Source organism: Mycobacterium paraterrae (assembly GCF_022430545.2).
Lineage (GTDB): Bacteria > Actinomycetota > Actinomycetes > Mycobacteriales > Mycobacteriaceae > Mycobacterium > Mycobacterium paraterrae.
Genome location: NZ_CP092488.2, coordinates 3290579 through 3313288 on the forward strand (window position 1 = coordinate 3290579; position 22710 = coordinate 3313288).

The 22710-nt window shown below is 67.6% G+C and carries 22 protein-coding genes, 2 pseudogenes and 1 riboswitch; of the genes and pseudogenes, 13 read left to right on the top strand and 11 right to left on the bottom strand.

Features of this window, described 5'->3' with window-relative positions; all coding sequences use genetic code 11:
* Window positions 1–30: 30 nt before the first annotated feature.
* On the top strand, window positions 31–873 hold the full coding sequence (locus tag MKK62_RS15870) for a type IV toxin-antitoxin system AbiEi family antitoxin (RefSeq protein ID WP_240259059.1): 843 nt from the start codon (window positions 31–33) through the stop codon (window positions 871–873).
* Window positions 874–924: 51 nt separating this feature from the next.
* Here the strand turns inward: MKK62_RS15870 and MKK62_RS15875 are convergent, their stop codons facing one another.
* The 3 genes from MKK62_RS15875 to MKK62_RS15885 form a co-directional block, all read right to left on the bottom strand.
* Window positions 925–1566: a Maf family protein gene (locus MKK62_RS15875; protein ID WP_240259057.1), complete on the bottom strand. Its 642-nt coding sequence runs from the start codon at window positions 1564–1566 to the stop codon at window positions 925–927.
* The gene (locus MKK62_RS15880; protein ID WP_434084951.1) at window positions 1563–1835 is read right to left on the bottom strand and encodes an acyl-CoA carboxylase subunit epsilon; all 273 of its coding nucleotides are present in this window, start codon (window positions 1833–1835) and stop codon (window positions 1563–1565) included. Before MKK62_RS15880 ends, MKK62_RS15875 begins: the two co-directional genes overlap by 4 nt.
* Before the next feature lie 86 nt (window positions 1836–1921).
* Window positions 1922–3568: an acyl-CoA carboxylase subunit beta gene (locus MKK62_RS15885; RefSeq protein WP_240259051.1), complete on the bottom strand. Its 1647-nt coding sequence runs from the start codon at window positions 3566–3568 to the stop codon at window positions 1922–1924.
* Window positions 3569–3729: 161 nt separating this feature from the next.
* On the opposite strand from MKK62_RS15885, the gene MKK62_RS15890 reads away from it, so the two are divergent.
* From MKK62_RS15890 to MKK62_RS15900, 3 genes are read left to right on the top strand one after another with little or no spacing between them, the layout of a single operon-like run.
* Window positions 3730–4911 (top strand): GGDEF domain-containing protein, encoded by a 1182-nt coding sequence (locus tag MKK62_RS15890; protein ID WP_240259049.1) that lies wholly within the window; start codon window positions 3730–3732, stop codon window positions 4909–4911.
* 26 nt (window positions 4912–4937) lie between these two features.
* The gene (locus MKK62_RS15895; protein ID WP_240259046.1) at window positions 4938–5744 is read left to right on the top strand and encodes a biotin--[acetyl-CoA-carboxylase] ligase; all 807 of its coding nucleotides are present in this window, start codon (window positions 4938–4940) and stop codon (window positions 5742–5744) included.
* A gap of 9 nt (window positions 5745–5753) precedes the next feature.
* Window positions 5754–6272 carry a PH domain-containing protein gene (locus MKK62_RS15900; protein ID WP_240259037.1) on the top strand — a complete coding sequence of 173 codons (519 nt, stop codon included), beginning with the start codon at window positions 5754–5756 and terminating at the stop codon, window positions 6270–6272.
* Here MKK62_RS15900 and MKK62_RS15905 read toward each other — a convergent pair.
* The gene (locus MKK62_RS15905; RefSeq protein WP_240259030.1) at window positions 6227–6883 is read right to left on the bottom strand and encodes a GtrA family protein; all 657 of its coding nucleotides are present in this window, start codon (window positions 6881–6883) and stop codon (window positions 6227–6229) included. The two genes, MKK62_RS15900 and MKK62_RS15905, sit on opposite strands and share 46 nt — an antisense overlap.
* A 91-nt stretch (window positions 6884–6974) precedes the next feature.
* Between MKK62_RS15905 and MKK62_RS15910 the strand changes: the two are divergent.
* From MKK62_RS15910 to MKK62_RS15925, 5 genes and pseudogenes are all read left to right on the top strand, one after another.
* Window positions 6975–8201 (top strand): annotated as a pseudogene (locus MKK62_RS15910) (5-(carboxyamino)imidazole ribonucleotide synthase); the annotation flags it as partial.
* Window positions 8179–8254 (top strand): annotated as a pseudogene (locus MKK62_RS26600) (hypothetical protein); the annotation flags it as partial. The pseudogenes MKK62_RS15910 and MKK62_RS26600, both read left to right, overlap by 23 nt.
* Before the next feature lie 4 nt (window positions 8255–8258).
* Complete coding sequence (gene purE, locus MKK62_RS15915; protein WP_240259029.1) at window positions 8259–8771, top strand: 5-(carboxyamino)imidazole ribonucleotide mutase; 513 nt, start codon at window positions 8259–8261, stop codon at window positions 8769–8771.
* A gap of 35 nt (window positions 8772–8806) precedes the next feature.
* A complete protein-coding gene (locus MKK62_RS15920) occupies window positions 8807–9976 on the top strand; it encodes an acyl-CoA dehydrogenase (protein ID WP_240259027.1) in 1170 nt (389 codons plus the stop codon).
* A 79-nt stretch (window positions 9977–10055) separates the two neighbouring features.
* Window positions 10056–12683, top strand: coding sequence for an ATP-binding protein (locus MKK62_RS15925; protein WP_240259025.1), 2628 nt, complete (start codon window positions 10056–10058; stop codon window positions 12681–12683).
* On the opposite strand, the gene MKK62_RS15930 is transcribed toward MKK62_RS15925, so the two are convergent.
* Together MKK62_RS15930 and MKK62_RS15935 are read right to left on the bottom strand one after the other, a co-directional pair.
* Complete coding sequence (locus MKK62_RS15930; RefSeq protein ID WP_240259023.1) at window positions 12684–13463, bottom strand: DUF2127 domain-containing protein; 780 nt, start codon at window positions 13461–13463, stop codon at window positions 12684–12686. It lies immediately after the preceding gene.
* 36 nt (window positions 13464–13499) lie between these two features.
* Window positions 13500–15203, bottom strand: a complete 1704-nt coding sequence (locus MKK62_RS15935; protein WP_240259015.1) for a PPE family protein — start codon at window positions 15201–15203, stop codon at window positions 13500–13502.
* Window positions 15204–15281: 78 nt separating this feature from the next.
* A riboswitch (cobalamin riboswitch) is annotated at window positions 15282–15485 on the bottom strand.
* 59 nt (window positions 15486–15544) lie between these two features.
* Here MKK62_RS15935 and MKK62_RS15940 point away from each other — a divergent pair.
* A complete protein-coding gene (locus MKK62_RS15940) occupies window positions 15545–15943 on the top strand; it encodes a hypothetical protein (RefSeq protein WP_240259013.1) in 399 nt (132 codons plus the stop codon).
* A 16-nt stretch (window positions 15944–15959) separates the two neighbouring features.
* A complete protein-coding gene (locus tag MKK62_RS15945) occupies window positions 15960–16454 on the top strand; it encodes a GNAT family N-acetyltransferase (protein WP_240264123.1) in 495 nt (164 codons plus the stop codon).
* Here MKK62_RS15945 and MKK62_RS15950 read toward each other — a convergent pair.
* Window positions 16451–17350, bottom strand: coding sequence for a class I SAM-dependent methyltransferase (locus MKK62_RS15950; protein ID WP_240259011.1), 900 nt, complete (start codon window positions 17348–17350; stop codon window positions 16451–16453). The two genes, MKK62_RS15945 and MKK62_RS15950, sit on opposite strands and share 4 nt — an antisense overlap.
* Before the next feature lie 141 nt (window positions 17351–17491).
* On the opposite strand from MKK62_RS15950, the gene MKK62_RS15955 reads away from it, so the two are divergent.
* Window positions 17492–17779 carry a hypothetical protein gene (locus tag MKK62_RS15955; RefSeq protein WP_240259008.1) on the top strand — a complete coding sequence of 96 codons (288 nt, stop codon included), beginning with the start codon at window positions 17492–17494 and terminating at the stop codon, window positions 17777–17779.
* Window positions 17780–17826: 47 nt separating this feature from the next.
* A complete protein-coding gene (locus MKK62_RS15960; RefSeq protein ID WP_240259007.1) occupies window positions 17827–18522 on the top strand; it encodes a cation efflux transmembrane domain-containing protein in 696 nt (231 codons plus the stop codon).
* 1 nt (window position 18523) lies between these two features.
* On the opposite strand, the gene MKK62_RS15965 is transcribed toward MKK62_RS15960, so the two are convergent.
* From MKK62_RS15965 to MKK62_RS15980, 4 genes are read right to left on the bottom strand one after another with little or no spacing between them, the layout of a single operon-like run.
* Window positions 18524–19081: a DUF7676 family protein gene (locus MKK62_RS15965; RefSeq protein WP_240259004.1), complete on the bottom strand. Its 558-nt coding sequence runs from the start codon at window positions 19079–19081 to the stop codon at window positions 18524–18526.
* Entirely contained in the window at window positions 19078–20469 is a 1392-nt protein-coding gene (locus MKK62_RS15970) for an ATP-binding cassette domain-containing protein (protein ID WP_240259002.1), read from the bottom strand. The genes MKK62_RS15965 and MKK62_RS15970 overlap by 4 nt, the downstream gene beginning before the upstream one ends.
* Window positions 20466–21530, bottom strand: coding sequence for a FecCD family ABC transporter permease (locus MKK62_RS15975; RefSeq protein ID WP_240258992.1), 1065 nt, complete (start codon window positions 21528–21530; stop codon window positions 20466–20468). The genes MKK62_RS15970 and MKK62_RS15975 overlap by 4 nt, the downstream gene beginning before the upstream one ends.
* Window positions 21527–22708 (bottom strand): ABC transporter substrate-binding protein, encoded by a 1182-nt coding sequence (locus tag MKK62_RS15980; RefSeq protein WP_240258990.1) that lies wholly within the window; start codon window positions 22706–22708, stop codon window positions 21527–21529. Before MKK62_RS15980 ends, MKK62_RS15975 begins: the two co-directional genes overlap by 4 nt.
* Between the last annotated feature and the right edge of the window lie 2 nt (window positions 22709–22710).

Sequence of the window (22710 nt, forward strand, 5' to 3'; positions counted from 1 at the left end):
GGTGTCGGATGCGGATGCCACGATGCTGCCGTGCGGGACGTCTTCGTTGGGAGCCAAGCGGTGGCGGCCGGTCGGCTGACCCGACATGAATTGCAGCGCTGGTACCGCCCGATCTACCGCGGAGTGTATGTCCCCAAAGCACACGAGCTGTCGCTACGGGATCGAACTCTCGGGGCATTGCTGGCTTGTCCGGGACCGGCGGTGGTGAGCGGAAAGGCGGCGTCGGCCCTGCACGGCGCCAACTGGATCGCATCGGAGACGCCCGTAGAGCTGCTCGCCCGGGCTGTGCGGCCACAACGCGGCCTGCTGGTACGCAACGAACGCCTGGCCGATGACGAAATCACGGTGGTCGCAGGCATTCCCGTGACGACGCCGGCCCGTACGGCGTTCGACATCGGAAGACACCTGCCACGCGATGAGGCGGTGGCACGGCTCGATGCCTTGATGTATGCAACACCCTTTTCGGTGGACGACGTGCTGCGGTTGGCCCAGCGTTATCCGCGCGCTCGCGGGCTGCGCCGACTACGAGCGGTACTGCCGCTTGTCGACGGTGGCGCGGCATCGCCGAAGGAAACCTGGTTGCGGTTGCTGTTGATCGACGCGGGATTTCCTCGCCCGGTTACCCAGATTCCGGTATCCGACGGATGGCGACCCGTCCGGATCCTCGATATGGGTTGGGAGCAACTCAAGATGGCCGCCGAATACGACGGCGATCAACACCGGACGAACCGCAGGCAGTATGTGAGAGACATTCGCTGTATGCAAACCTTGCAGCGGCTGGGCTGGATCGTCGTGCGGGTTGTCGCCGAGGACCGGAAGTCCGACATCGTCAAACGAGTAGACGATGCGTTCAAACTGCGTGGCATTACGTGAGATTGACGTGTTGCAGCGATGTTCTCGCGCTTTGCCTGCGAAACGTCGATTTCACCGTCCGACCGGATTGGCGGCCCACAGTTCGGCAATCGACACGCCAACCCGTTGCAGCAGCGCTCTGGTGTGCGGCAGGCTCAGGCCGATGACGTTGGACGGGTCGCCGTCTATTCGGTCGACGAACCAGCCGCCAAGGCCGTCGATCGTGAACGCGCCAGCAACGGCGAGGGATTCACCGGTCGCCAGATAGGCCTCGAGGTCTGCCGGGTCGGGTTCGGCGAAATGCACGGTGGTGGCGAAGGATTCGGATGCCTGCGTGGTCAGGCCGTCGGCCAGCCGGACCAGGCAGTGTCCGGTGTGCAGCTGGCCGGACCGGCCGCCCATCGACTGCCATTCGCGCCGGGCCGCGTCGATGGACTCGGGTTTGCCGACCAGCCTGCCGTCGATGTAGAGCATCGAATCACAGCCGACCACAACACAATTCGCGGCGACCTCCGCGTCGAGCAGCGTGACGACGTGTTCGGCCTTCGCTTCGGCGAGATGGCGAACCACGTCGCCGGGAGCGGCATCGGCGCCTAATGCGGCGATGATGGCGTCCTCGTCCACCCCGGACACCACGACCAGCGGATCGACACCGGCCTGCCGCAGTACGCGGCGGCGACCCTCAGACGCCGAAGCTAATACGAGTCTGGTCAACGGCCCCGCATGTGGGTTCGCTGCACCAGCGTCAGGCGCTGCCAGCTATGCACCGCGTACCGCAGCTTGTCGACGGGCAGACCCCACCGGGAGAACTCCGGTTCGCCCTGGATCCCGGGGCCACTCGACGCGCTGGCCAGCACGGTGACCAGCGCGGCCACCTCGTCGTCGGTCGGGTTGCCCTTGAGCACCTCGATGTGCGGCACGTGCGCCGCGTTCTCGTCGGCGTCCGCAGGAGCCTGATCGTTCGTCTCGTTCCCGTCACTCACTGCGTTCGTTCCGCTCACTCGACTCACAGGGGCTTGATCGTTCGTCTCGTTCCCGTCACTCACTGCGTTCGTTCCGCTCACTCGACTCACAGGGGAATGTTCCCGTGCTTCTTCGGCGGCACCTGAGCGATCTTGCGCTCGAGCAACCGCAGCGCGGTCCCGATGTAGCCGCGGGTGTGCGAGGGCGGAATCACCGCGTCCACATAGCCCCGCTCGGCGGCGATGTACGGGTTGACCAGAGTGTCCTCGTACTCCTGCTGCAACTGCAGCCGCAGCGCGTCGACGTCCTCACCGTTTTCGGCGGCTTCCTTGAGCTTCTGGCGGTAGACGAAGCCGACCGCGCCCGACGCGCCCATGACCGCGATCTGCGCCGTCGGCCACGCCACGTTGACGTCGCAGCCCATGTCCTTGGATCCCATGACGCAGTACGCGCCGCCGTAGGCCTTACGGGTGATGACGGTGATCTTGGGGACGGTGGCCTCGCCGTAGGCGTACAGCAGCTTGGCTCCGCGACGGATGATGCCGTTGTATTCCTGGCCGGTGCCCGGCAGGAAGCCCGGCACGTCGACCAGCATGACCACCGGGATGTTGAAGCAGTCGCAGGTCCGCACGAAGCGCGCGGCCTTCTCGGAGGCGTTGATATCCAGGCAGCCGGCGAACTGGGTGGGCTGGTTGGCGACGATCCCGACCGTCCGGCCCTCGATGCGGCCGAACCCGACGACGATGTTCTGGGCGTAGCCCTCCTGGATCTCGAGGAACTCGTCCTCGTCGAGGATTCGCCTGATCACCTCGTGCATGTCATAGGGCTGGTTGGCCGAGTCCGGAATCAGCGTGTCGAGCTCGAGGTCTTCCTCGGTCAGGTTGTCCTCGATGGCGCCCTCGGGGACGGCAAAGGGGTAGCGAGGCGGGTCGGTGAAGTTGTTCGGCGGCAAGTAGCTGAGCAAATCGCGGACATAGTCCAGCGCGTCCTGTTCGCCCGAGGCGACGTAGTGCACCGTGCCGGACTTGGCCATGTGGGTGTGCGCGCCACCCAGCTCCTCCATCGTGACGTCCTCACCGGTCACGGTCTTGATGACGTCCGGTCCGGTGATGAACATCTGGCTGGTTTGGTCGACCATGATGACGAAGTCGGTGAGCGCAGGGGAGTAGACGTGGCCACCCGCCGCGGCACCCAGGATCAGCGAGATCTGCGGGATGACGCCGGAGGCCAGGATGTTGTTGCGGAAGATCCGGCTGTAGAGGCCGAGCGAGACGACGCCTTCCTGGATGCGCGCGCCGGCGCCGTCGTTGATGCCGATCAGCGGGCGGCCGGTCTTGATGGCCAGCTCCTGGACCTTGACGATTTTCTCGCCGTAGACCTCGCCGAGGCTGCCACCGAACACCGTGGCGTCCTGACTGAAGACGCAGACGTCGCGGCCGTCGATCGTGCCGTAGCCGGTGACGACCCCGTCGCCGAGCGGGCGGTTCTTCTCCAGCCCGAAGTTGGTGCTGCGGTGGCGGGCCAGCGCGTCGAGTTCGACGAACGATCCCTCGTCAAGCAAAGCGTAAATGCGTTCGCGGGCGGTGAGTTTGCCCTTTTCGTGCACCCGCTCGACGGCGGCTTCACCAACGGGGTGCAATGACTCCTCGCTGCGCTTGCGGAGTTCGGCGAGCTTGCCCGCGGTGGTGTGGATGTCGATGTGGTGCTCTGCGCGTGCCTCAACTTCAACGTCGGACTCGGAGGTGCTCGTCATGGTGAGAGATCTTAGCGGTCCCTTAAATTGTGGCGGTCCCAGCACCGGCGGCGTGGCGTGAGTCTTGAAAGTTGGACTTTTGTTCTATAAACCCAGCAAAGGTAATCTGCGTCACTTAAACCTTGTTTGTCCCGGTGGGATCAGGGTTCGGAGGAATGCCGGTGAAGTCGGAAGGCGCGCGCCTGGTTCGGCAGTGGTGGAACGAACCGGGCGACTACACCTGGGTTGTCGACTTCTACCGCAGGCGCGGGCTGCTGAGCTATCTGCGCGGCAGCAATGTCTTCGGTGGCGTCGTCACCACGCTGGCCCTGCTGTGTCTGCTTTTCGAGGACCTCGTCGAGCCGCGGTGGCTGAGCCATGCCGCGGTCGTATACATGCTGGTGTGCTCGATCGGCTGGATCGTCTTCTGGTGGTTTTCCCCATGGCCGCCGGCGTGGGTGACGGCGGCGCTATACGCGTTCGCCGACATCGGTATCGCCATCTCGACAGGTCTGCACGCCGAACCGCTGGCGGCGCTGAGCACCACGCCGCTGTTCGCCATGACCGGCGTTTCGATCGTGTTCTACTTCGGACCGCGGGCTATCGCAGCCCACATGACGCTGGCATCCGTCACTATCGTTGCCGCCACCGCCTGGCTGGCATTCTCGGATCGTCCGGACGCATTGGCGGTGGCCGGCGCCAAGGGGCTGATCGCGTGGACGGTGGCGGCCGGCATCTTCCCCTTCGTGCAGTTCGGCTTCTGGTTGATCCGCAGTAACGCGATCGAGTCGCTCACCGATCCGCTCACCGACCTGGCCAACCGGCGTGGGCTGGACAACTACCTGGACCGCAAGCTCGACGCACTGGCCTCGTCGCCAAATCCGTTGTGCGTCTTCGTCGTCGACCTGGACGGTTTCAAGAACATCAACGACATTTACGGCCACAAGATCGGCGACGCCGTCATCGCGCGCACCGCCGAGCAGATCCGGGTCGCGGTCGGACCGTCGGCGTTCGTCGCCCGCACCGGTGGTGAGGAGTTCGTCGCTCTCGACCAGATGCCCCTGCAGGCCGCGGCGGCGATCGCGGAAAACATGCGAGCCGCGATCGAGGAGCCCGAGACGCCGAAGGTCACGGCAAGCATCGGGGTGGCCAGCGGCACCGTCGACAGCGTTGCGGCGTTCGACACGATCCATGCCTGCGCCGACGAGACGATGTATGCGGCAAAGCGCAACGGCGGCAACCGGATCGCGCTGGCCGGAGCCGTCGAGGGCGCGTACGGTGTCGACCCTGAAAGCGAAATATCTTCCAAGCCAGCGTCTTCCGGTGGCGACTGCGAGGTCGACGCGGAATCGCTGGGCAGGTGACGCCTGCTGACTTAGGCTGGTCAGCCATGGAGCCGCTTGACGCGCCACTCGATGTGACTGTGTTGCGCGACGGCCTCGTCGGTCCCGGCCTGCCGTGGCGCGAACTCGACGTCGTCAGCGAAACCGGCTCCACCAACGCCGATCTGCTCGCGCGGGCGCAAGCCGGCTCCGATATCGACGGGTCGGTGTTGCTCGCCGAGTACCAGAATGCCGGTCGGGGTCGCCACGGCCGGCAATGGTCGGCGCCGCGCGGCACGCAGGTCGCGTTGTCGGTGGGGGTGGCCGCCGCCTCGGTGCCGCAAGGGGGCTGGGGATGGCTGACGTTGGCCGCCGGTGTCGCGGTCGCGGACGCCCTGGCCGCAATCGGCGTACAGGCGGGGGTGAAGTGGCCCAACGACGTCCTGGTCGACGGCTGCAAGCTGGCGGGGATCCTTGCCGAAGTCGCCGCGCCGAGCCAGGTGATCGTGCTCGGCCTCGGGCTCAACGTGACGCTGACCGCCGAGCAGGCGCCTGATCCCGTCGCGACCTCGCTGCTGATGCTGGGCTCGCCGGCGCTTGACCGGAACGCGTTGGCGCGCAGAATACTTCGTGAACTCGCGGTGCGCATCGATGCCTGGCGCACCGCCGGGGGCGCCGACCCGGCGCTGACCGCCGACTACCAGCGCTACAGCCTCACGCTGAACTCCCGGGTGCGGGCCAGCATGCCCGGTGACCGGGAAGTGGTCGGTGTCGCGCGATCGATCGACGAGACCGGACGGCTGTGCATCGACACCGGCGGACAGACCGTGGCGATATCTGCCGGAGACATCACGCACCTGCGCCCCAGCGTTTAAAGTGCCAGCGTGGGTTACCCCGACAATGTGCTTGCTCATGACGAGCAGGTGGTCCTACACCGCCACCCGCACTGGAAGCGGCTGTTCTGGCCGGTCGTTGTCCTGATTCTGGCCAGCGCGGCGGCGTCGTTCGGGTGCGCGGTGGTCAACGGCACGAGTTGGGACGCGAACGTCAAGCAGGTCGTGTACTACGTGATCGGCGCGATCTGGTTGGTGCTGATCGGCTGGTTGACGTTGTGGCCGTTCCTGAATTGGCTGACAACGCATTTCGTCATCACCGACCGTCGGGTGATGTACCGGCACGGGGTGCTGAGCCGCAGTGGGATCGACATCCCGCTGGCCCGGATCAACAGCGTGGAATTCCGGCACCGGCTCGTCGACCGGCTACTGCGCACCGGAACACTGGTCGTGGAGTCGGCGTCACAGGATCCGTTGGAATTTCACGACATTCCACGCGTGGAACAGGTCCACGCGCTGCTGTATCACGAGGTCTTCGACACCCTGGGATCCGAGGAATCGCCGAGCTGACTCGCCCGGCCGCCGCGCGATCGCCACGCCCGCATCAGCGTGACGTTGCCGGTCTCCTCGACGTCCTCCAGGACTTCGGCGATCCCGCCGGCAGTGAGCGACTCCAGCGCCTTGTCTGCGCTGCGAGCGGATTCGTCGGGGAACACCCAACGGCGGAATGCCCAGAACCGGAACGCCATCTGCAGCAGGTTGCCGATGATGTAGGCGGAGATGAAGTCGGCGATGTTCTCCACCGTCAGCGATACCGACGGCACCCGCAGGTCGAGGATGTAGCTCGACACCCACAGCGGCGCCATGCTGAGCAGCACTCCGACGCCACTGAACGCGAAGAACAGCAACGCCTCGTGGTGGCGCTCGCGACCGCCGCGGTCGCGGAAGCTCCATTCCCGGTTCAGGATGTACGACGCGATGACCGCGACGATGCCAGCGATGACCTTCGCGGTGACCGGCTTGGGTTCGAGGATCGTCAGCTTCAGCGTGTAGAAAATCGCGGAGTCGATGACGAACGTGGTCGCGCCGACGATCGCGAACTTGATCAGCTCGTGATGGCGCTCGGCGTAGGGGCGGATCGGCCCCGGGAGTCGGGCGATCGTGGCATCGGCGAAGGACACAATGTCGCAGTCTACGTATCAGGGGTTAAGGGTGCTCTGTGAGCGCATCAGCGTGACTGCGTCACGAGCCCTCACCGGCGGCCATGACACCATGATTGCCGTGCCCGATACCCCTAATGTCGCGCCGACCGTCGCCATGGTCGGCGGTGGCCAGTTGGCTCGAATGACCCATCAGGCGGCAATCGCGCTGGGTCAGACCCTGCGTGTATTGGCGGAGTCCGACGCCGATCCGGCCGCGCAGGTCAGCCCGGACGTCGTGATCGGCACGCACACCGACCTCGATGCGTTACGCCGGGTTGCCGAAGGTGCGACCGTGCTCACGTTCGACCACGAGCACGTGCCGTCGGAGCTGCTCGACAAGCTGGTTGCCGAGGGAGTAAACGTGGCGCCGCCGCCGCAGGCCCTGGTGCATGCGCAGGACAAGATCGTCATGCGGCGCCGCCTGGAAGCCTTGGGCGCCCCGGTGCCGCGCTACGCGGCCATCGACAGCCTTTCCGATGTCGACGCGTTTGCCGAGGCGGTCGACGGCCCGCTCGTGGTGAAGGCGGGCCGAGGCGGCTACGACGGTCGTGGCGTCCAGATGGCCGCCGACCTGGCACACGCCCGCCAGATCGCCGACGACTACTTAAATTCCGGGGTGCCGGTATTGGTCGAGGAGCGGGTCGCGATGCGTCGCGAGCTGTCGGCACTGGTGGCGCGTTCTCCGTTCGGGCAGGGCGCGGCCTGGCCGGTGGTCGAGACCGTCCAGAGCGACGGGATCTGCGTGCAGGTGATCGCGCCGGCCCCCGACCTGCCGGAGGAGGTCGGCGTCGCGGCCCAGCGGCTGGCCCTGGAGCTGGCTGCCGAACTCGGCGTCGTCGGTGTGTTGGCCGTCGAGCTGTTCGAGACGGTCGACGGCCAGTTGCTGGTCAACGAGCTGGCAATGCGCCCGCACAACTCCGGACACTGGACCATGGACGGCTCGCGGACCAGTCAATTCGAGCAGCATCTGCGCGCGGTGCTCGATTATCCGCTCGGCGAGACCGACGCCGTCGCGCCGCTGACGGTGATGGCTAACGTGCTGGGCGGCGCGCCGACCCCCGCGATGACGATCGACGAGCGCCTGCACCACTTGTTCGCTCGGATGCCCGATGCCCGGGTGCACCTCTACGGCAAGGAAGAACGCCCCGGGCGCAAGGTCGGCCACATCAACTTCATCGCCGACAACCCGGCCGAGTTGGCGAACCTGCGTGAACGCGCCGAACGCGCGGCACACTGGTTGTCAACGGGCGAATGGACCGACGGATGGGATCCCCATGACTCCGCCAGCGACGATGCAGAGCGCGCAGCGCGATGAGGTGGGGGCACCTCCCGCTTGCGGGGGAGAGCGGCGCAGATGACTAACGCACGGGTCGGCGTCATCATGGGCAGCGACAGCGACTGGTCGGTGATGTCGGCTGCCGCCGACGCGCTCGCCGAGTTCGGCATCGCCCACGAGATCGGTGTGTACTCGGCGCATCGCACCCCGCAGCGGATGCTCGACTACGCGCAGCAGGCCGCCGGTCGCGGCATCGAGGTGATCATCGCCGGCGCCGGCGGCGCTGCCCACCTGCCCGGCATGGTGGCTTCGGCGACGCCGCTGCCGGTGATCGGTGTCCCGGTCCCGCTGGCCAAGCTGGACGGGTTGGACTCGCTGCTGTCGATCGTGCAGATGCCGGCCGGGGTGCCAGTGGCGACGGTGTCCATTGGAGGCGCCCGCAACGCCGGCCTGCTCGCGGTGCGGATTCTCGGGGCGTCGGATTCGGCCCTCCGCGACCGGATCGTGGCCTTCCAGAAAGAGTTGGCGGAGTCGGTGCTGGCCAAGGATTCGGCGCTGCAGGAGTGTCACGGTAAAGTTACCGGCCAGTAGCACTTGCGGTCGGGCAGAGACAAGAGGAGGCCAGCATGGCTCAATGGGCCGGAGATTCGTCGTTCGACTTGTTCCAGTTGCCGGACGAGCACAACGAGTTGCGGGCGGCGATCCGCGCGTTGGCGGAGAAGGAGATCGCGCCGTATGCCGCGGAGGTCGACGAGCAGTCGCGTTTTCCCGAGGAGGCGCTCAAGGCCCTGAACGCGTCGGGCTTCAACGCCGTGCATGTTCCCGAGGCCTATGACGGCCAGGGCGCGGATTCGGTGGCCGCCTGCATTGTGATCGAGGAGGTCGCGCGGGTTGATGCGTCGGCGTCGCTGATTCCAGCGGTCAACAAGTTGGGCACGATGGGCCTGATCCTGCGGGGCTCGGAGGAACTTAAGAAGCAGGTGTTGCCCTCGATTGCCAACGACGGGTTGATGGCGTCGTATGCGCTGAGTGAGCGTGAGGCCGGTAGCGATGCGGCGTCGATGAAGACCCGGGCCAAGGCCGACGGTGATGACTGGATTCTCAACGGCGCCAAGGCGTGGATCACCAACGGCGGTAAGTCGTCGTGGTACACGGTGATGGCCGTGACCGACCCGGACAAGGGCGCTAACGGCATCTCGTCGTTCATCGTGCACATCGACGACGAGGGCTTCACGGTCGGTCCGAAGGAGAAGAAGCTCGGGATCAAGGGTTCGCCGACGACCGAGTTGTACTTCGAGAACTGCCGTATTCCCGGCGATCGGATAATCGGTGAACCCGGTACCGGCTTCAAGACCGCGCTAGCAACCCTGGACCACACCCGTCCCACGATCGGCGCGCAGGCCGTCGGCATCGCCCAGGGCGCGGTCGACGCCGCGATCGCCTACACCAAGGAGCGTAAGCAGTTCGGTAAGTCGATCAGCGATTTCCAGGGTGTGCAGTTCATGCTGGCCGATATGGCGATGAAGGTCGAGGCCGCCCGGCTGATGGTCTACAGCGCCGCCGCGCGCGCCGAGCGCGGCGAGGGCAACCTCGGGTTCATCTCCGCGGCGTCGAAGTGTTTTGCCTCCGACATCGCGATGGAGGTCACCACCGACGCCGTTCAGCTGTTCGGCGGTGCGGGATACACCACCGACTTCCCGGTGGAGCGGTTCATGCGCGACGCCAAAATCACCCAGATCTACGAGGGCACCAACCAGATTCAGCGTGTGGTGATGTCACGCGCGCTGCTGCGTTAGGACGCCGTTCAGCAAATTCCCAGCAGATGCGCAGTTGACGCGCATCTTGGGTGCGGTGGCGATACAGTCTCTGTGCATCATGTCCCCGCTGGTGAATGCTTTGCTGGAACGCGAGGCGCCCCTGTCGCAGCTGAATGCGCTGGCGCGCCGCGTGGTTCGCGGCGGTGCGGGGGAAGTGGTGCTGCTGCGCGGCGAGGCCGGCGTCGGCAAGACCACACTGCTTGCCCGATTCGCCGATCAGCTCGAGCCGCCCGCCCGGGTTTTGCGCGGCTGGTGTGACCCGTTGGGTGCGCCGCGGCCGCTCGGGCCGCTGACCGACGCCCTGTCCGGACTGGACGCCGCCGCCGGAGCGGCGTTGAGCGAGGCCGTCGATTCGGGCGACACCGCCAAGATCTATCGACAGTTGTTGGCCGCGTTGGGTGACGGCGGCCGATGGGTCTGGGTGATCGAGGACGCGCATTGGGGCGACGGCGCCACGCTCGACCTGGTGCGGTTCCTGGCCAGGCGCGTCAGTGCGCTGCGGCTGCTGCTGGTGATCTCGTTCCGGGACGACGAGCTGTCGCCGACCCATCCGCTGGCGGTGACGTTGGGTGACGTGGCCAACTGCGCGCAGGTGAGCCGAATCGAGTTGAGCGCGTTGAGCTTCCCGTCGGTGGCGACGCTGGCAGCCGGAAGCGGCGTGAACGCTGCTGAGTTGTACGAGGTCAGCGGCGGCAACCCGTTCTTCGTCACCGAGGTCTTGGCTGCGGGACCGGCGGCGCTGAGCCGAAACGCATTGCCGCGCAGCGTGTCCGAGGCCGTCTGTGGCCGATTGGCGCGGCTGTCGGCCAAAGCGCGGGACGTGGCCCACGCCGCGGCGGTGTGCGGGCAACGCGCCGAAGTCGCACTGCTGGAAAAGATGTGCCCCGAAGCTCGCGTCGCGCTGCACGAATGCCTGGGCGCCGGCGTGCTGATCGCCGACGGAGGCGTGGTCGGCTTCCGGCACGAACTGGCCCGCCGGGCCACCCGGGCGCAGATCGCCGACTTCGATCGAATCGAGCTGCACCGGCGTGCCCTGACGGTACTGGCTGAGCCGCCTATCGATCCGAACAAGTTGGCTGCGTTGGCGTTTCACGCCGAGGAGGCCGGCGAAAGCGACGCGGCAGTGCGCTACGGCATCGCCGCCGCACAACGCGCCGCATCGCTGGGCGCCAACCGGGAGGCCGCGAGCCTGTATGCACTCGCACTGCGTCACGCCGTCGACGCCAGCGACGAGGAACGGGTCGTCTGGCTGGAGCGGCACGCCTTCGCGTGCTACCTCAGCGGTGGCGCCGAACCTGCGGTCGCATCGTTGCGTGAGGCGATCGCGTTGCGCCGCAAGCTGGCCGACCATCTCGCCGAGGGCGACGATCTTCGCTGGCTGTCGCGTCTGCTGCAGCCGCTGGGCCGTGCCACCGAGGCCATCGACACGGCGCACGCATCGCTGCGGCTGCTCGAGGCGCTCGGCCCGTCGCCGCAACTGGCCTGGTCGCTGATCAACATGGCGCACATCAGTGCCCTCGCCCTGGATCCGGCGTGCGCGGACTACGCCGCGCGCGCCCATGCGCTGGGGCGCGAATTGTGTGATCCCGGAGTCGAAATCCGGGCTCGCGGCTACATAGCGCTGACCACCGTATTCAGCACCGGCATCGGCTGGGAAGACCTGGAGGCCGTCTGGCGGGAAGCACTGTCGACACCGGGCCTCGAGGAACACGCCGCGGTTTTCTCCGTGCTGATCTACTGGTACGCCGTGCTGCGCTGCGAATTGGACCGCGCCGAAGGCTATCTGGCCGACGGTATGCGGTTCTGCGACGACCGCGACCTCGGCATGTTCAGCTCTTTGCTGGCCGCCGCGGCCACGTTGGCCACGCTGCACCGCGGCGACTGGCAGCGGGCCGCCGCTGACGCCGAGCAGATCCTGACCCGCCCCGAACTCAGTGCGCAGCACCGGGTCTTGCCACTGGTCGCGCTCACTCTGCTGAAGGCCCGCCGCGGCCAACCCCTGAGTCTCGCGCCGGTCGACGATAACGCGCAGCCCACCGACCTGGTCCACCTGGGCGTGGTGTGGGCGGCGCGCGCCGAGGTCGCCTGGCTCGCCGGCGACGACGAGCGGGCCGTTGCCGAAGCTCGCGCCGGACTGGCCGCGTCTGGTGCCCACGCCGATCCGTGGTTGCTGGGCAGCTTGCGTCGCTGGATTCACGTGGCGGGCGGCTCAATCGACGACGGCCATAACGGTGCTTCCACTCCGTTCGATCTCGAGATCAGTGGGCACTGGGAGAAAGCCGCCGAAGACTGGACGAGTCGCGGTTGTGTCTACGACGCGGCGCTGGCTCGACTTGGTGGCGACGTGTCGGCGGTGACGTCGGCGCTCGACACCTTCCGCCGGCTGGGCGCCAAGGCCGCCGCCCGTCGCGCACAGCAGCGGCTGGCCGTGTTGCGCGACCGGGCCCCCCGGACGCGCCAGGCGGACAAGGCGTCTGACCCACACGCCCTGACCGGGCGGCAACGTCAGGTCTTCGACCTGCTCGCCGCGGGACTGAGCAACCCCGAGATCGCGGCCGAATTGCACATCAGCCCGAAAACGGTCGGCCACCACGTCGAGGCAATCCTGGCCAAGCTTGGCGTACAGAACCGCACCCACGCCGTCGCGTACGCGCTGCAGCAGCAGACCGGCGGGCCGTCGAGATAGTTACGCCGTTGCGCTCGCCGCGGTTTCGCTCAGGCTCGCGGTTTCGACGCTGAGTAGGCTTTCGGCTTCGTGCTCTTCGCGGTAGGCCTTACCGCCGCCGTTCAGCCCGAACAGCCGCTTGCTCCACAGCAACCAGATCACTGCGACGATGTTGATCACCAGCGCGAAAAGCCTTAACGCCGTGACCTTCTCGGTCAACTCGTAGATCTCCAGCGGCAGGAATACGCTGGTCGCGATCACCGCGAAGTACTCGCCCCACCGTTGCATCAGCCACAGCCCGACCGCTTCGACGATCTCGATCAACGCGTACCCGGCCAGGGCGATCGCGATCCACTGCAGCGTCGACGAGGACAGGGCGAAGGCGTGGGTGATCTCGCGAACGAGCTTGGAATTCTCTGGATTCCAGCCCACCTGGTCGGCCAGCGGCTTCAGCAGGGGCATGTCGCGATCCAGCACGTGCTGCCACTTGACTCGCGATCCACTGAACTTCACCACGCCCGCGGCCACTAACAGGAAGATCACGGCGCGAAAGGCGCGTTCGATCGCGAGCGCGCGCATCAGGGTGCGGTCCCGCAGGAATCGTCCGCGCGGTATCTCCGGCGCGGTGTTCGCCGGGCCGGAGCGACGCGGCGGGCCGACCACGAAGGTCTCACAGCGCAGACAGCGCCAAGCCTCGCCGACGGGGGTGTCGACCGTCAGACGCTCACGCAGCTTCGGCTCATCGGGAGCAAAAGTCGCGTGCCCACGCAACCCGCACGAGCGCAGCGCAAAATCCACCATGTCTGCACGCTACAGCGGCGTCGCGTGTCGTCGGCGTCAGTCGAGCTGCGGATTCCACGTGTTCGGCAGCATCGGCACAGTCGACTCGCCGCCGAAGTGGTCCCGGCTCAGCGTGGCCAGCCCGCCGGGTTCGGCCGCGTCCTCGCGGGCGGCGCTGCCGGCGAACCCCAGGGGCCCGGCGCCGCTGTCCGATGCGGTCACGGCTGGCTCTGGCTCCAGGTCCATGTACTCGTAGCCGCGGCCGATCATCGTGGCCTTCGCCCGCCGGCGACGCTGGGCCGGCTGCAGATCCTCGGAAGCTGCTGCAGCTGAGGGGTTTTCGTCGATCTGGATGGCTGCCGTGCTGGCCCTCTTGCTGGCGCCCCTGGCCTGCTGCGCGGCCAAACCGAGATCGCCGACCATGTACATGTATGCCGGCATGGTCACGCCGGGCGGTCCCGCCGGCGTGGGCGGCGGAGGTGGCGCCGGGGCCGCGGCCGGGGCGTGGACCAACGGCGCGGGGGCCGGCGCCGGTGCCATCGGTGCGGGTGCGGGTGGCGGGGGCGGGGTCGGGGCCATCGCAAAGGCCGGGGCCAGCATGGGTGCGGTTGTCGGGGCCAGGCCGGCCAGCCCGGCCAGACCGGCCAGGCCGGCCAGGCCGACGGGCGCCGCCGCCAGCGGAACCAGTGATGCCGTCGCGGCGGGCAGCAGAGCCGGTAGCAGCGGGAGCAGCGTCGATTGCAGGATGTAGTGCAGCAGTTGGATGGTGTTGCCGATCGTCGAGCCGACGATCTCCACCATGGCGGCCGGAATCACCAGGATCAGCGCCTGCGGGTTGAACGCGGCGGTGTAGGCGATCGCCAGTAGGTCGTCGGCGATGACGATGCCGGTGAAGGCGACATAGGATCCCGGGTCGAGCGGCACCGACAGCACGTAGGCGATGGTGGCCGGATTGAGGTAGCTCAACGGATCACCGGTGTAGGCCAGCCACGAGCCGGGCACCCCGATTGGCGGGAGCCACGACGGGTCCAGGCCCTGCAGCCACGTCCCGATCGGGTCGTTGACGCCGGTATAGCCGATCTCGTTGAAGAAGTCCAACAGCTGTTGGTAGAGCGGGAATTGGCTGGGATCCGGATACGGGGGCTGGGGGAACAGCCCCTCTAGGAAGCTCTGCAACTGCTCGAACCACGCTGGCGGCGTCGACGGGTCGGTGGCCGCGGCCGCTTTGACGATCGTCGGCGCCGGTTCGGACTGTGGCGCCGCGGCGACCGCGGCCCCCGCGACGCCCTCGTAGGTGCTCATCACCGTGGCGGCCTGGACCCACATCCGCGCGTAGTCGGCCTCGTTGGCGGCGATCGGAATCGTGTTGATACCAAAGAAATTCGTCGCCGTCAGCACAGCGTGGGTGGCGTGGTTGGCGGCCAGCTCACCGAGGGTGGGCATGGCGGCCAGCGCGGCGGTGTACGCGGCGGCGGCGGTCTGTTGCTCGACGGCCATCGCGGCGCTGTTCGCGCCCGCCTTGGCCAGCCACGCCAGGTAGGGGGCATGCGCGGCCGCGTAGGCCGCCGCGCTCGGACCGTCCCACGCGGCGCCCTGCACCGCGCCGATTACGGCCGTCAAGTCATCGGCGGCCTCGGCGTACTCCGCGCTCAGTTCGGTCCACGCCTGCGCGGCCGCCAGCAAGGATGCTGGCCCCGGGCCGCTGCTCAGCAGCGCCGAGTGGACCTCCGGAGGTGCGGCCATCCAGACCGGGGCGGTCACGCACGGATGTCGGGAATTGCGGAGAACAACGCGCTCAGCGTCATAGGAGACTCTCGCTCTCGGGGTCGACCGCCCCGGCTCGCAGGACGCGATGACGCGAGTCTCCTGGCTCTCGGATCGCTGCTTGCCTCGCCTTCCGACCGCGAGGGCCGTGGCTGGTGAGGGTCGCTCCCCGATGACAGTGGCGGGACCGCGCCGGATTTACACCGGCTTCCTCTTTCGTCATCGCCTAACGGAGATGATCTTGCCATACCACGCGGCACGCCACCTCGAAACGTCGGCGAATCATTCGTTCCTGCGCCCGGTATCGAGAACCGGCGCCGAACTGTACGGTGACGACGATGACGGATGAATCGCGCGCAGTAGTCCGCAATCAGCTGCTAGTCGACGCCCTCGGCGGGCCGATCGATTTGAACGCGGTGGATTGGCGTGTGCGACACCATCATCCGTCGGCTTCGCCGGCCGAGCTGCAGAACGAGACGCTGGACGCCATCCGGGAATGGGTGAGCGACGGCCTGTTCCGGCTGGGTGAGCGCCGTGGTAAGACGCACCGTTTCTCGGCCTGGCGTCATTCGCTGGACCATTCGCTGCGCACGATTTCCCACGCGTACGTCAAACACTATGGGGATCCGGAGAAGTGGATGTACTCGGTGTGGCTGGCGCTCACGGCGGAGGGTGAATCGCTGGCCAGGTCGCTCGAGCAGAAAGACATCGACGGCTACCGGTCGACGACCCCGTGATGCGGCGTTGAGCGCCGTGCAGGTGCGGCCCGCCACCGCCGGCGACCTGGCGCGGGTTCGCGAGATCCTCAACCACTACATCGAGCATTCCGTCTTCAATTTCCGCACCGAACCGCAGGGCATCGACGAGGTCCGCGCCTTATGGGCCAAGCGGCACGAGCGATATCCATGGCTGGTCGCCGTCATCGACGACGACGTCGTAGGCACGGCCTACGCGGGGCCCTGGAACGAGCGCGCCGCCTACCAGTGGACCGTCGAATCCACCATCTACGTCGACCCGTCGACGCGTCGCCGCGGCGTCGGTGACACGCTGTACACCGAACTACTCGATGCGTTGCGGCGCAGCGGATTTCACAGTGCTATCGCGGTGATCGCGCTGCCCAACGAGCCGAGCGTGCGGCTGCACGAGCGGCATGGGTTCGCTCCCGTCGGCCATCTTCGTGAGGCCGGTTATAAACACGGCTCGTGGCACGACGTCGGCTTCTGGCAGTGCAGGCTGGCCGAGGGCTAACCGAGTTCGGCTGTGCAGTAGTAGTTTTCGGTCTGGCCGTCGTTGCGCTGTGGCACTGTCAGCCCGGCGTCGGCCAGCAATTCAGCGGACCGACGCCTGGTCGCCTGCCAGCCGCGCTCCTGCAGGTACGGTGCGACGTCGTGGCGCTCGCCGCCGTACCAGAGGTCGTCGATGCGGGCGTCGAGGCCGTGCTCGTACCACTTCTGCGACGAGGTCCGCATCACCTCCAGCGACTCCGGCGTACTCAAGAAGATCTCGACCACCAGTCGGCTCCCCGGCGCGCTGAGCTCAGTGATGTTGTCCAGCAACCGATCCTGTGCCTCCGGCGGCAGGAAGGCGAGCAGGCCTTCGGCGACCCAGGCGGTGGGCCGGTTGCTGTCGAAACCCGCCTGACGCAGGGCTGCCGGCCAGTCGTCGCGCAGATCGACCGGTACCGCGCGCAGGTCGACGGTCGGCTCGGCGCCCGCAGCCGCGAGCGTCGCCGTCTTGAAGTCCGTCACCTGTTGCTGGTCGATTTCGAACACCACGGCGTCGGCGGGCCAGGACAACCGGTAGCCGCGGGCATCGAGACCGGAGGCCAGCACGACGACCTGACGGATGCCGGACGCGGTCGCGTCGTTCAGGAACTGGTCGATCAAACGGGTTCGGACCGTGAGCAGGTCGGTCATCGGTTGCATGCCCCACGGGTGGCCGGGGATGTCGACCTCGTCGGCGCTGATCTCTCCGGTCGCCCAGCGGGTGAAGAAGTCGACGCCGACCGCCCGCACCAGCGGCTCGGCGAACGGGTCGTCGATCAGCCCCACTTTGGTGGCCCGCCCTCGCCCGGCGGCCACCATGGTGGCCGTAGCCCCCACGCTCGTTGCCAGATCCCAGGTGTCGTTCTCGGTGCGCGCCATGCCAGCCAGGGTGCCACCCATGGCTGGGAAATACCTTGTGACGGTGGGCGCGAGCGCGAATCGTGCGCGTTGACATCACTTAATGCATCGGCCAGTTGGCATTCACTTTTCGCAGGCTGCGGCGGCCTAAGGTACCGCCTTATGACCGCACCTTCGCCCGTTCCCGCGTCCGGGGTGTCTGCCGGCAATTGGTCCCCGCAACGCTGGGAGACCACGTTCATCAGCGTGACGAACGAGTCCTTGCAGGTCGTCATCGACGAGGCGAACCGTCACACCAACGCTCACGGCTTGCAGGGCTGGGAGGTGGTGAACTCCTCGGTGCAGCGCGTCCAGGTATCCCACCACTTCGCCGGCTACGACAAGGGCGGCGATTTCTATTTCGAGTGGAGCATCGTCTGCACCATGAAACGGCCCCTTCCGCCTTCTTGACAGCGAGGTGGGCCCGCCCGCGTCACGCCGTGACCTAACATCGCGGAGTGACCGAATCCCGTTCGAGCAGCAACCAGGCCGGACTCGTCGCTGATGCCTGCTGCGAATCCGGGCACGCGCATGCAGATGCCGTAGCGCGCGATGCGCAGTGGCACCACCGCGCAAATTGGGCCTGGCGGCTTGCCTGGGTCAGCATGTTCGCCATGCTCACCGAGGGCGTCATCGGGCTGTGGCAGGGCCTCGAGGTCGGCTCGATCGCGCTGGTGGGCTGGGCGCTGGGCAGTCTGCCCGAGGCGCTCGGCAGCGCGATGGTCGCCTGGCGCTTCTCCGGGACGCGGACCCTCTCGCCGACCGCGGAGCGTCGGGCGCAGCGCGGTGTCGCTTGGTCGTTCTGGTTGACAGCGCCCTACATCGCCGCCGAGTCCATCCATCACATACTTGGCGAGCATCACTCCGAGACGTCAGTGATCGGCATTGTGCTGACCGCCGCCTCGCTGGTGTTGATGCCGATCCTGGGTCGGGTGAAGCACACGCTGGCCGTCAGCCTGGGATCGGCGGCGACGGCCGGTGAAGGCACCCAGAACTACCTGTGCGGAGCGCAGGCCGCCGCCGTGCTGGTCGGACTCGCGGTCGCCGGGGTCTGGCCGGGCTGCTGGTGGTTCGACCCGGCCGTAGGACTGGCGATCGCCGCCGCATCGGTGTGGCAGGGCGTCAAATCGTGGCGCGGCGAAGACTGCTGCTGACTCAGCTGTGCCGAAAACCCTTACCGGAGCGGTCGAGCGGATCGGGGTCCAGTCCGAGGAACTTCGCGCGTAGCCGATCCCAGAGCTCCAGCTGTGCGAAGGCCGGTTCGTCGCGCATCTGCTGGACGTTGGTCAGGAACGGGCTGGGCAGCATCAACGTCATCAACTGGTCGCCGCGACCGTTGAACAAGCGGACTCCCCACGAAGTGGGGGAGCCGTCGTTGCCGATCCGCCGGTACAGCTCCGCGCGGGCACACCGCCGGATCCGGCCGAGTTCGGGACCGCTGTCCTTGTGTTCGCCGATGCACAGGTGAAAATGCCACCGGCCGAAGTCGACGGTCGCGTATCCGTCGTACATCGAGATCCGCTTGGGCGGGTTGGGGGCCGCCACTTCCCAGGCCGCGCCCTCGACCAGGACACCGAACCAGATCTCGTCCCAATACTCCTCGAAACACAGCGTGATGAGGTCGAGCAGATTCTTCTCGTCGGTCGGCAAGGGCCAAACCTGCTCGCGGCCATTGTCTTCGGTGGTCTCGACTGCGGGGCTGAAGTCGATCATCGGGTCTCCTTTCCGGGCACCCGGTCAAGGGCGCAGTCTCCGCAAAGCCCCCCATGAGGCGTGCGGTAATACAAACAGCAACTCGTGCGGCGGTAGTCGTTATCGCCGAAACGGACGGCCGCACTCAACCGCGGGTCGGCGCACAGGGCGCGGGCCAAGTCCCATGCCGACGTGGTGGAGCGGTCGCGGTCGAAGACCCCGGCCGCGCCGAGCAGAGCCGAGGCCGTATTGCCCCGTAACAGCCCCGTCGAGATCGGACCGAGTCGGTGCAGCGCTGCCGCCAGCGGTGTCAAATGCCGGTCGAGCACCATGTCGGCCAGCGCGGCGGGCAGATCATCGCACCGGCGTGCTCGTGGCTGCTCGAGGTGCAGCGCGATCTGGCCGTCGACCTCGCGAAAAAGAAGACGCTCGGGGGAGAGGTCGACGAGCATTCCGTAGCCGGCGACACCGCCGACGCCGATCGACCACAGCCGCGCGGCAAAGCCGAGAAAGAACGTCGACGCCGCGACGCGAAGCTCGGTCACGTCCATTCGTACCCTGACCCGCTCGACTATCCCGGCCAGCAGTGCGGTGTCATCGTAGAGCCGCCGCACCGGGTGCCAGCCGTCGTCGAGCGGCCCGGTGCCCACGGCAAAGTACGGGCTGACCCCGCGAAGCTCGGTGAGCGCGTCGACGGTAGCCGAATCCATCTGTGCCGTGCCGATGAGATCGCCGGGAGCTCCTTCGACGAGCGTGCGGCCGAGCAGCCAGGCCCAGTCGGCTTCCCGGCGGGCCAGGTCGAGGTCGTGGGTCGACGTCACGACGGTCAGGTCCTGGCTGCGGGCCAGGTCGCGCAACGTCTGCACGAGACCGGTGCGCGACGCCACGTCGAGGAAGGCGGTCGGTTCGTCGAGCACGAGGATCTCGGGCTGTTGAGCCAGCGCGCGGGCGGTCAGCACCCGCTGCCGTTCACCGTCGGACAGGTCAGCCACCGGGCGGTCGGCCAGGTGCCCGGCGCCCACCGCGGCGAGCGCCTGCTGGACGATGCGGTGGTCTTCGCGGCGCAACCGGCCGGTGAGGCCGAGGTAGGGGATACGGCCCAATGCCGCGAGGTCACGCGCCGACAGCAGGCCGGGATCGACCGGATCGGTGAGGACCACCGCCACGCGGCGGGCCAGCCGCTCGGCGGCGACGCCGGCCAAATCCGTGCCGTCCAGCAGCACCCGACCGCTCAGCGCGGGCTGCAGTCCGCAGATGGTACGGATCAGTGTCGACTTGCCGCAGCCGTTGGGGCCCAACAACACGGTGAGCTGACCACGAGGGGCCACCGCCGACAACCCGGCGGCGACCGTGCTGGTCGTTCGCCGCTTGCGATAGCCGATCGTGAGGTCCTGGAGTTGCAGGCTCACCGTTGCATCCCCACGCCGTGGCGGTTACGCACCAGCACCAGCACCACGATCGGCGCCCCGATCAAAGCCGTCATGGAATTGATCGGCAATACCGCCTCGGTGCCCGGGAACTGGCTGGCGATGCTGCACACCAGCGCCGTGGCCGCTCCCATCAGCATCGTCGCGGGCAGCACGGCGCGATGGTCGGACGAGCCCAGCGCCAGCCGGGCCAGGTGGGGGACCGCGAGCCCGAGAAACGCGATCGGCCCGCAAAACGCGGTGGTGGCACCGGCCACCAACGACGCCGACAGGACCGTGATCACGCGTGCGCGTCGCACGTCGATGCCCATCGTGCGGGCGTAACTCTCGCCCAGCAGCAACGCGTTGAGCCCGCGCACCGTCAGCGCCGCCGTGGCCAGTCCCACCGCGACCGCTGGCAGCAGCAGCCGCAGGTCCTGCCATGTGGTGCCGGCGAAGCTACCCAGACCCCACAGCAGGTACTGCTGCACCCGTTGCGGGTCGGCGTACACCAGCAACACGCTCACCAGCGCGGTGCTCGCCGCGCCGAGCATCACCCCGATCAGCAGCAACGTCGCCGCGGATCGCACCCAGCGGGCAAGGCTCAGCACGATTGCGAGCACGGCTGCTGCGCCGGCCGCGGCGGCGATCGCCACGCCGGCGCGTCCGCAGCCGGCCAGTCCCGCCGTGAAGCCCGACCCGGTGGCCATCACGACGACCGCGACGCCCAAGCCGGCGCCCGAGCTCACACCGAGGACGTAAGGGTCGGCGAGGGTGTTGCGGAACAGCGTCTGCATCTGCAGGCCCGCGACGCCGACGCCGGCGCCCGCTGCGATCGCGGTCAGGACCCGGGGCGCCCGCGTTTCGTGCACGATCACCTGCCAGCGTGGATCCGAGGCCTGCGCTCCCACCAGGGCCCGGACGGTGTCGAGCAGCGGCACGCGAACCGGGCCCAGCGCCAGACCCAGCACGGCGAGCACCAGCACGGCGGCGGCCGACGCCGTCAACACCACCGTGGTTCGGTTGAGCCGCACCATGATTGAAGCCGCCGAGGTCGCGGTCATGCGGCGGCGACCCGACGATAGAAGCTGAACTCGTGGCCGGGTGCCAGCTCCGGATGCAGGATCGCCACTAGGTCGCCCAGGATCAGGTCGGGCCGGGCCGCGCCGCGCTCCCAATAGTCATTGCCGCCCTCCGGGGCGACCGCCTTGGTCGCCGACCAGACCTGGCCGTTGCGCACGGCGGCAAGATCGGCGTACCGGTGGTCCTCGGCCACTGCGTTCTCGACGGTCTTCCAGTTGCTGTCGACCAGCCAGAGCGGCGACTGGCCGGCGCGGGCGTAGACCGACTCGAAGTTCAATTCCAATGTCCCACTGCTCGTTTCGTCGGACCACGGATAGCTGGCGCCCGCGTCGCGAAGGAGGCGACCGGCGTAGGCGCCGCCGGAGGGCATCAACCAGGTGCCCTGGTACATCGTTCCGGGCAGCACGGCGACCGGTCGGGCGCCGGCCGATCGCCGGACGAGCGCGTGGTAGTCCTCGCGCACTCGGGCGTACACCTCGGCGGCCTTTTTCTCGGTCCCGGTCAGGGCCGCCAACACCTTGATCCACTCGGCGCGGCCCAGCGGCGTGGACTCCAGCCATTCGGCGTCGGCGACCACGCTGATGCCACCGTCGCGCAACTTGCGATAGCTCGAGTCGTCGGTGCCCGCGGTGACCACGACATCGGGGTGAGCGGCGAGCACAGCCTCGACGTTGACCTGGTTACCCGAGGCGTAGCCGACCGTCTTGCCGTCGCTGATGCGCTGCCGCAGTGCGGAATCGACGACGTCGGCGGTATCGGCCACCCCGGTGACCGTGTCAACGCGACTCAGTTCGGCGACCATGCCCAGTTGGGTGATCGAGGCCGAATAGAGGCTGGTGACCGGGACCGTGATCCGTTGCGCACCGGCCAGATCGGCGGGAAGGTGCGCGGGCGGTGCGCCGCAGCGCACCAGCACGTAGCTCTCCGGATCGCCGTGTGGATACGGCTGCTTGACGGTCAGCACCTGATAGTGCTGGTGATAGGTGAGGGTGAAATTGGTGGCGTCGAGAACCGTGGATTTGTCCGGGAAGTGGTCCGCGCCGGGCCGCACGTCGGTGATGCAGCCGCGGTCTGGGTGCCCGCCTAGCGGCGGCGGCGCGGCGCAGGCCACCGGTAGCCAGCTGCTCAGGATCAGCGCCGCACAGAATCGGCGTGACATCG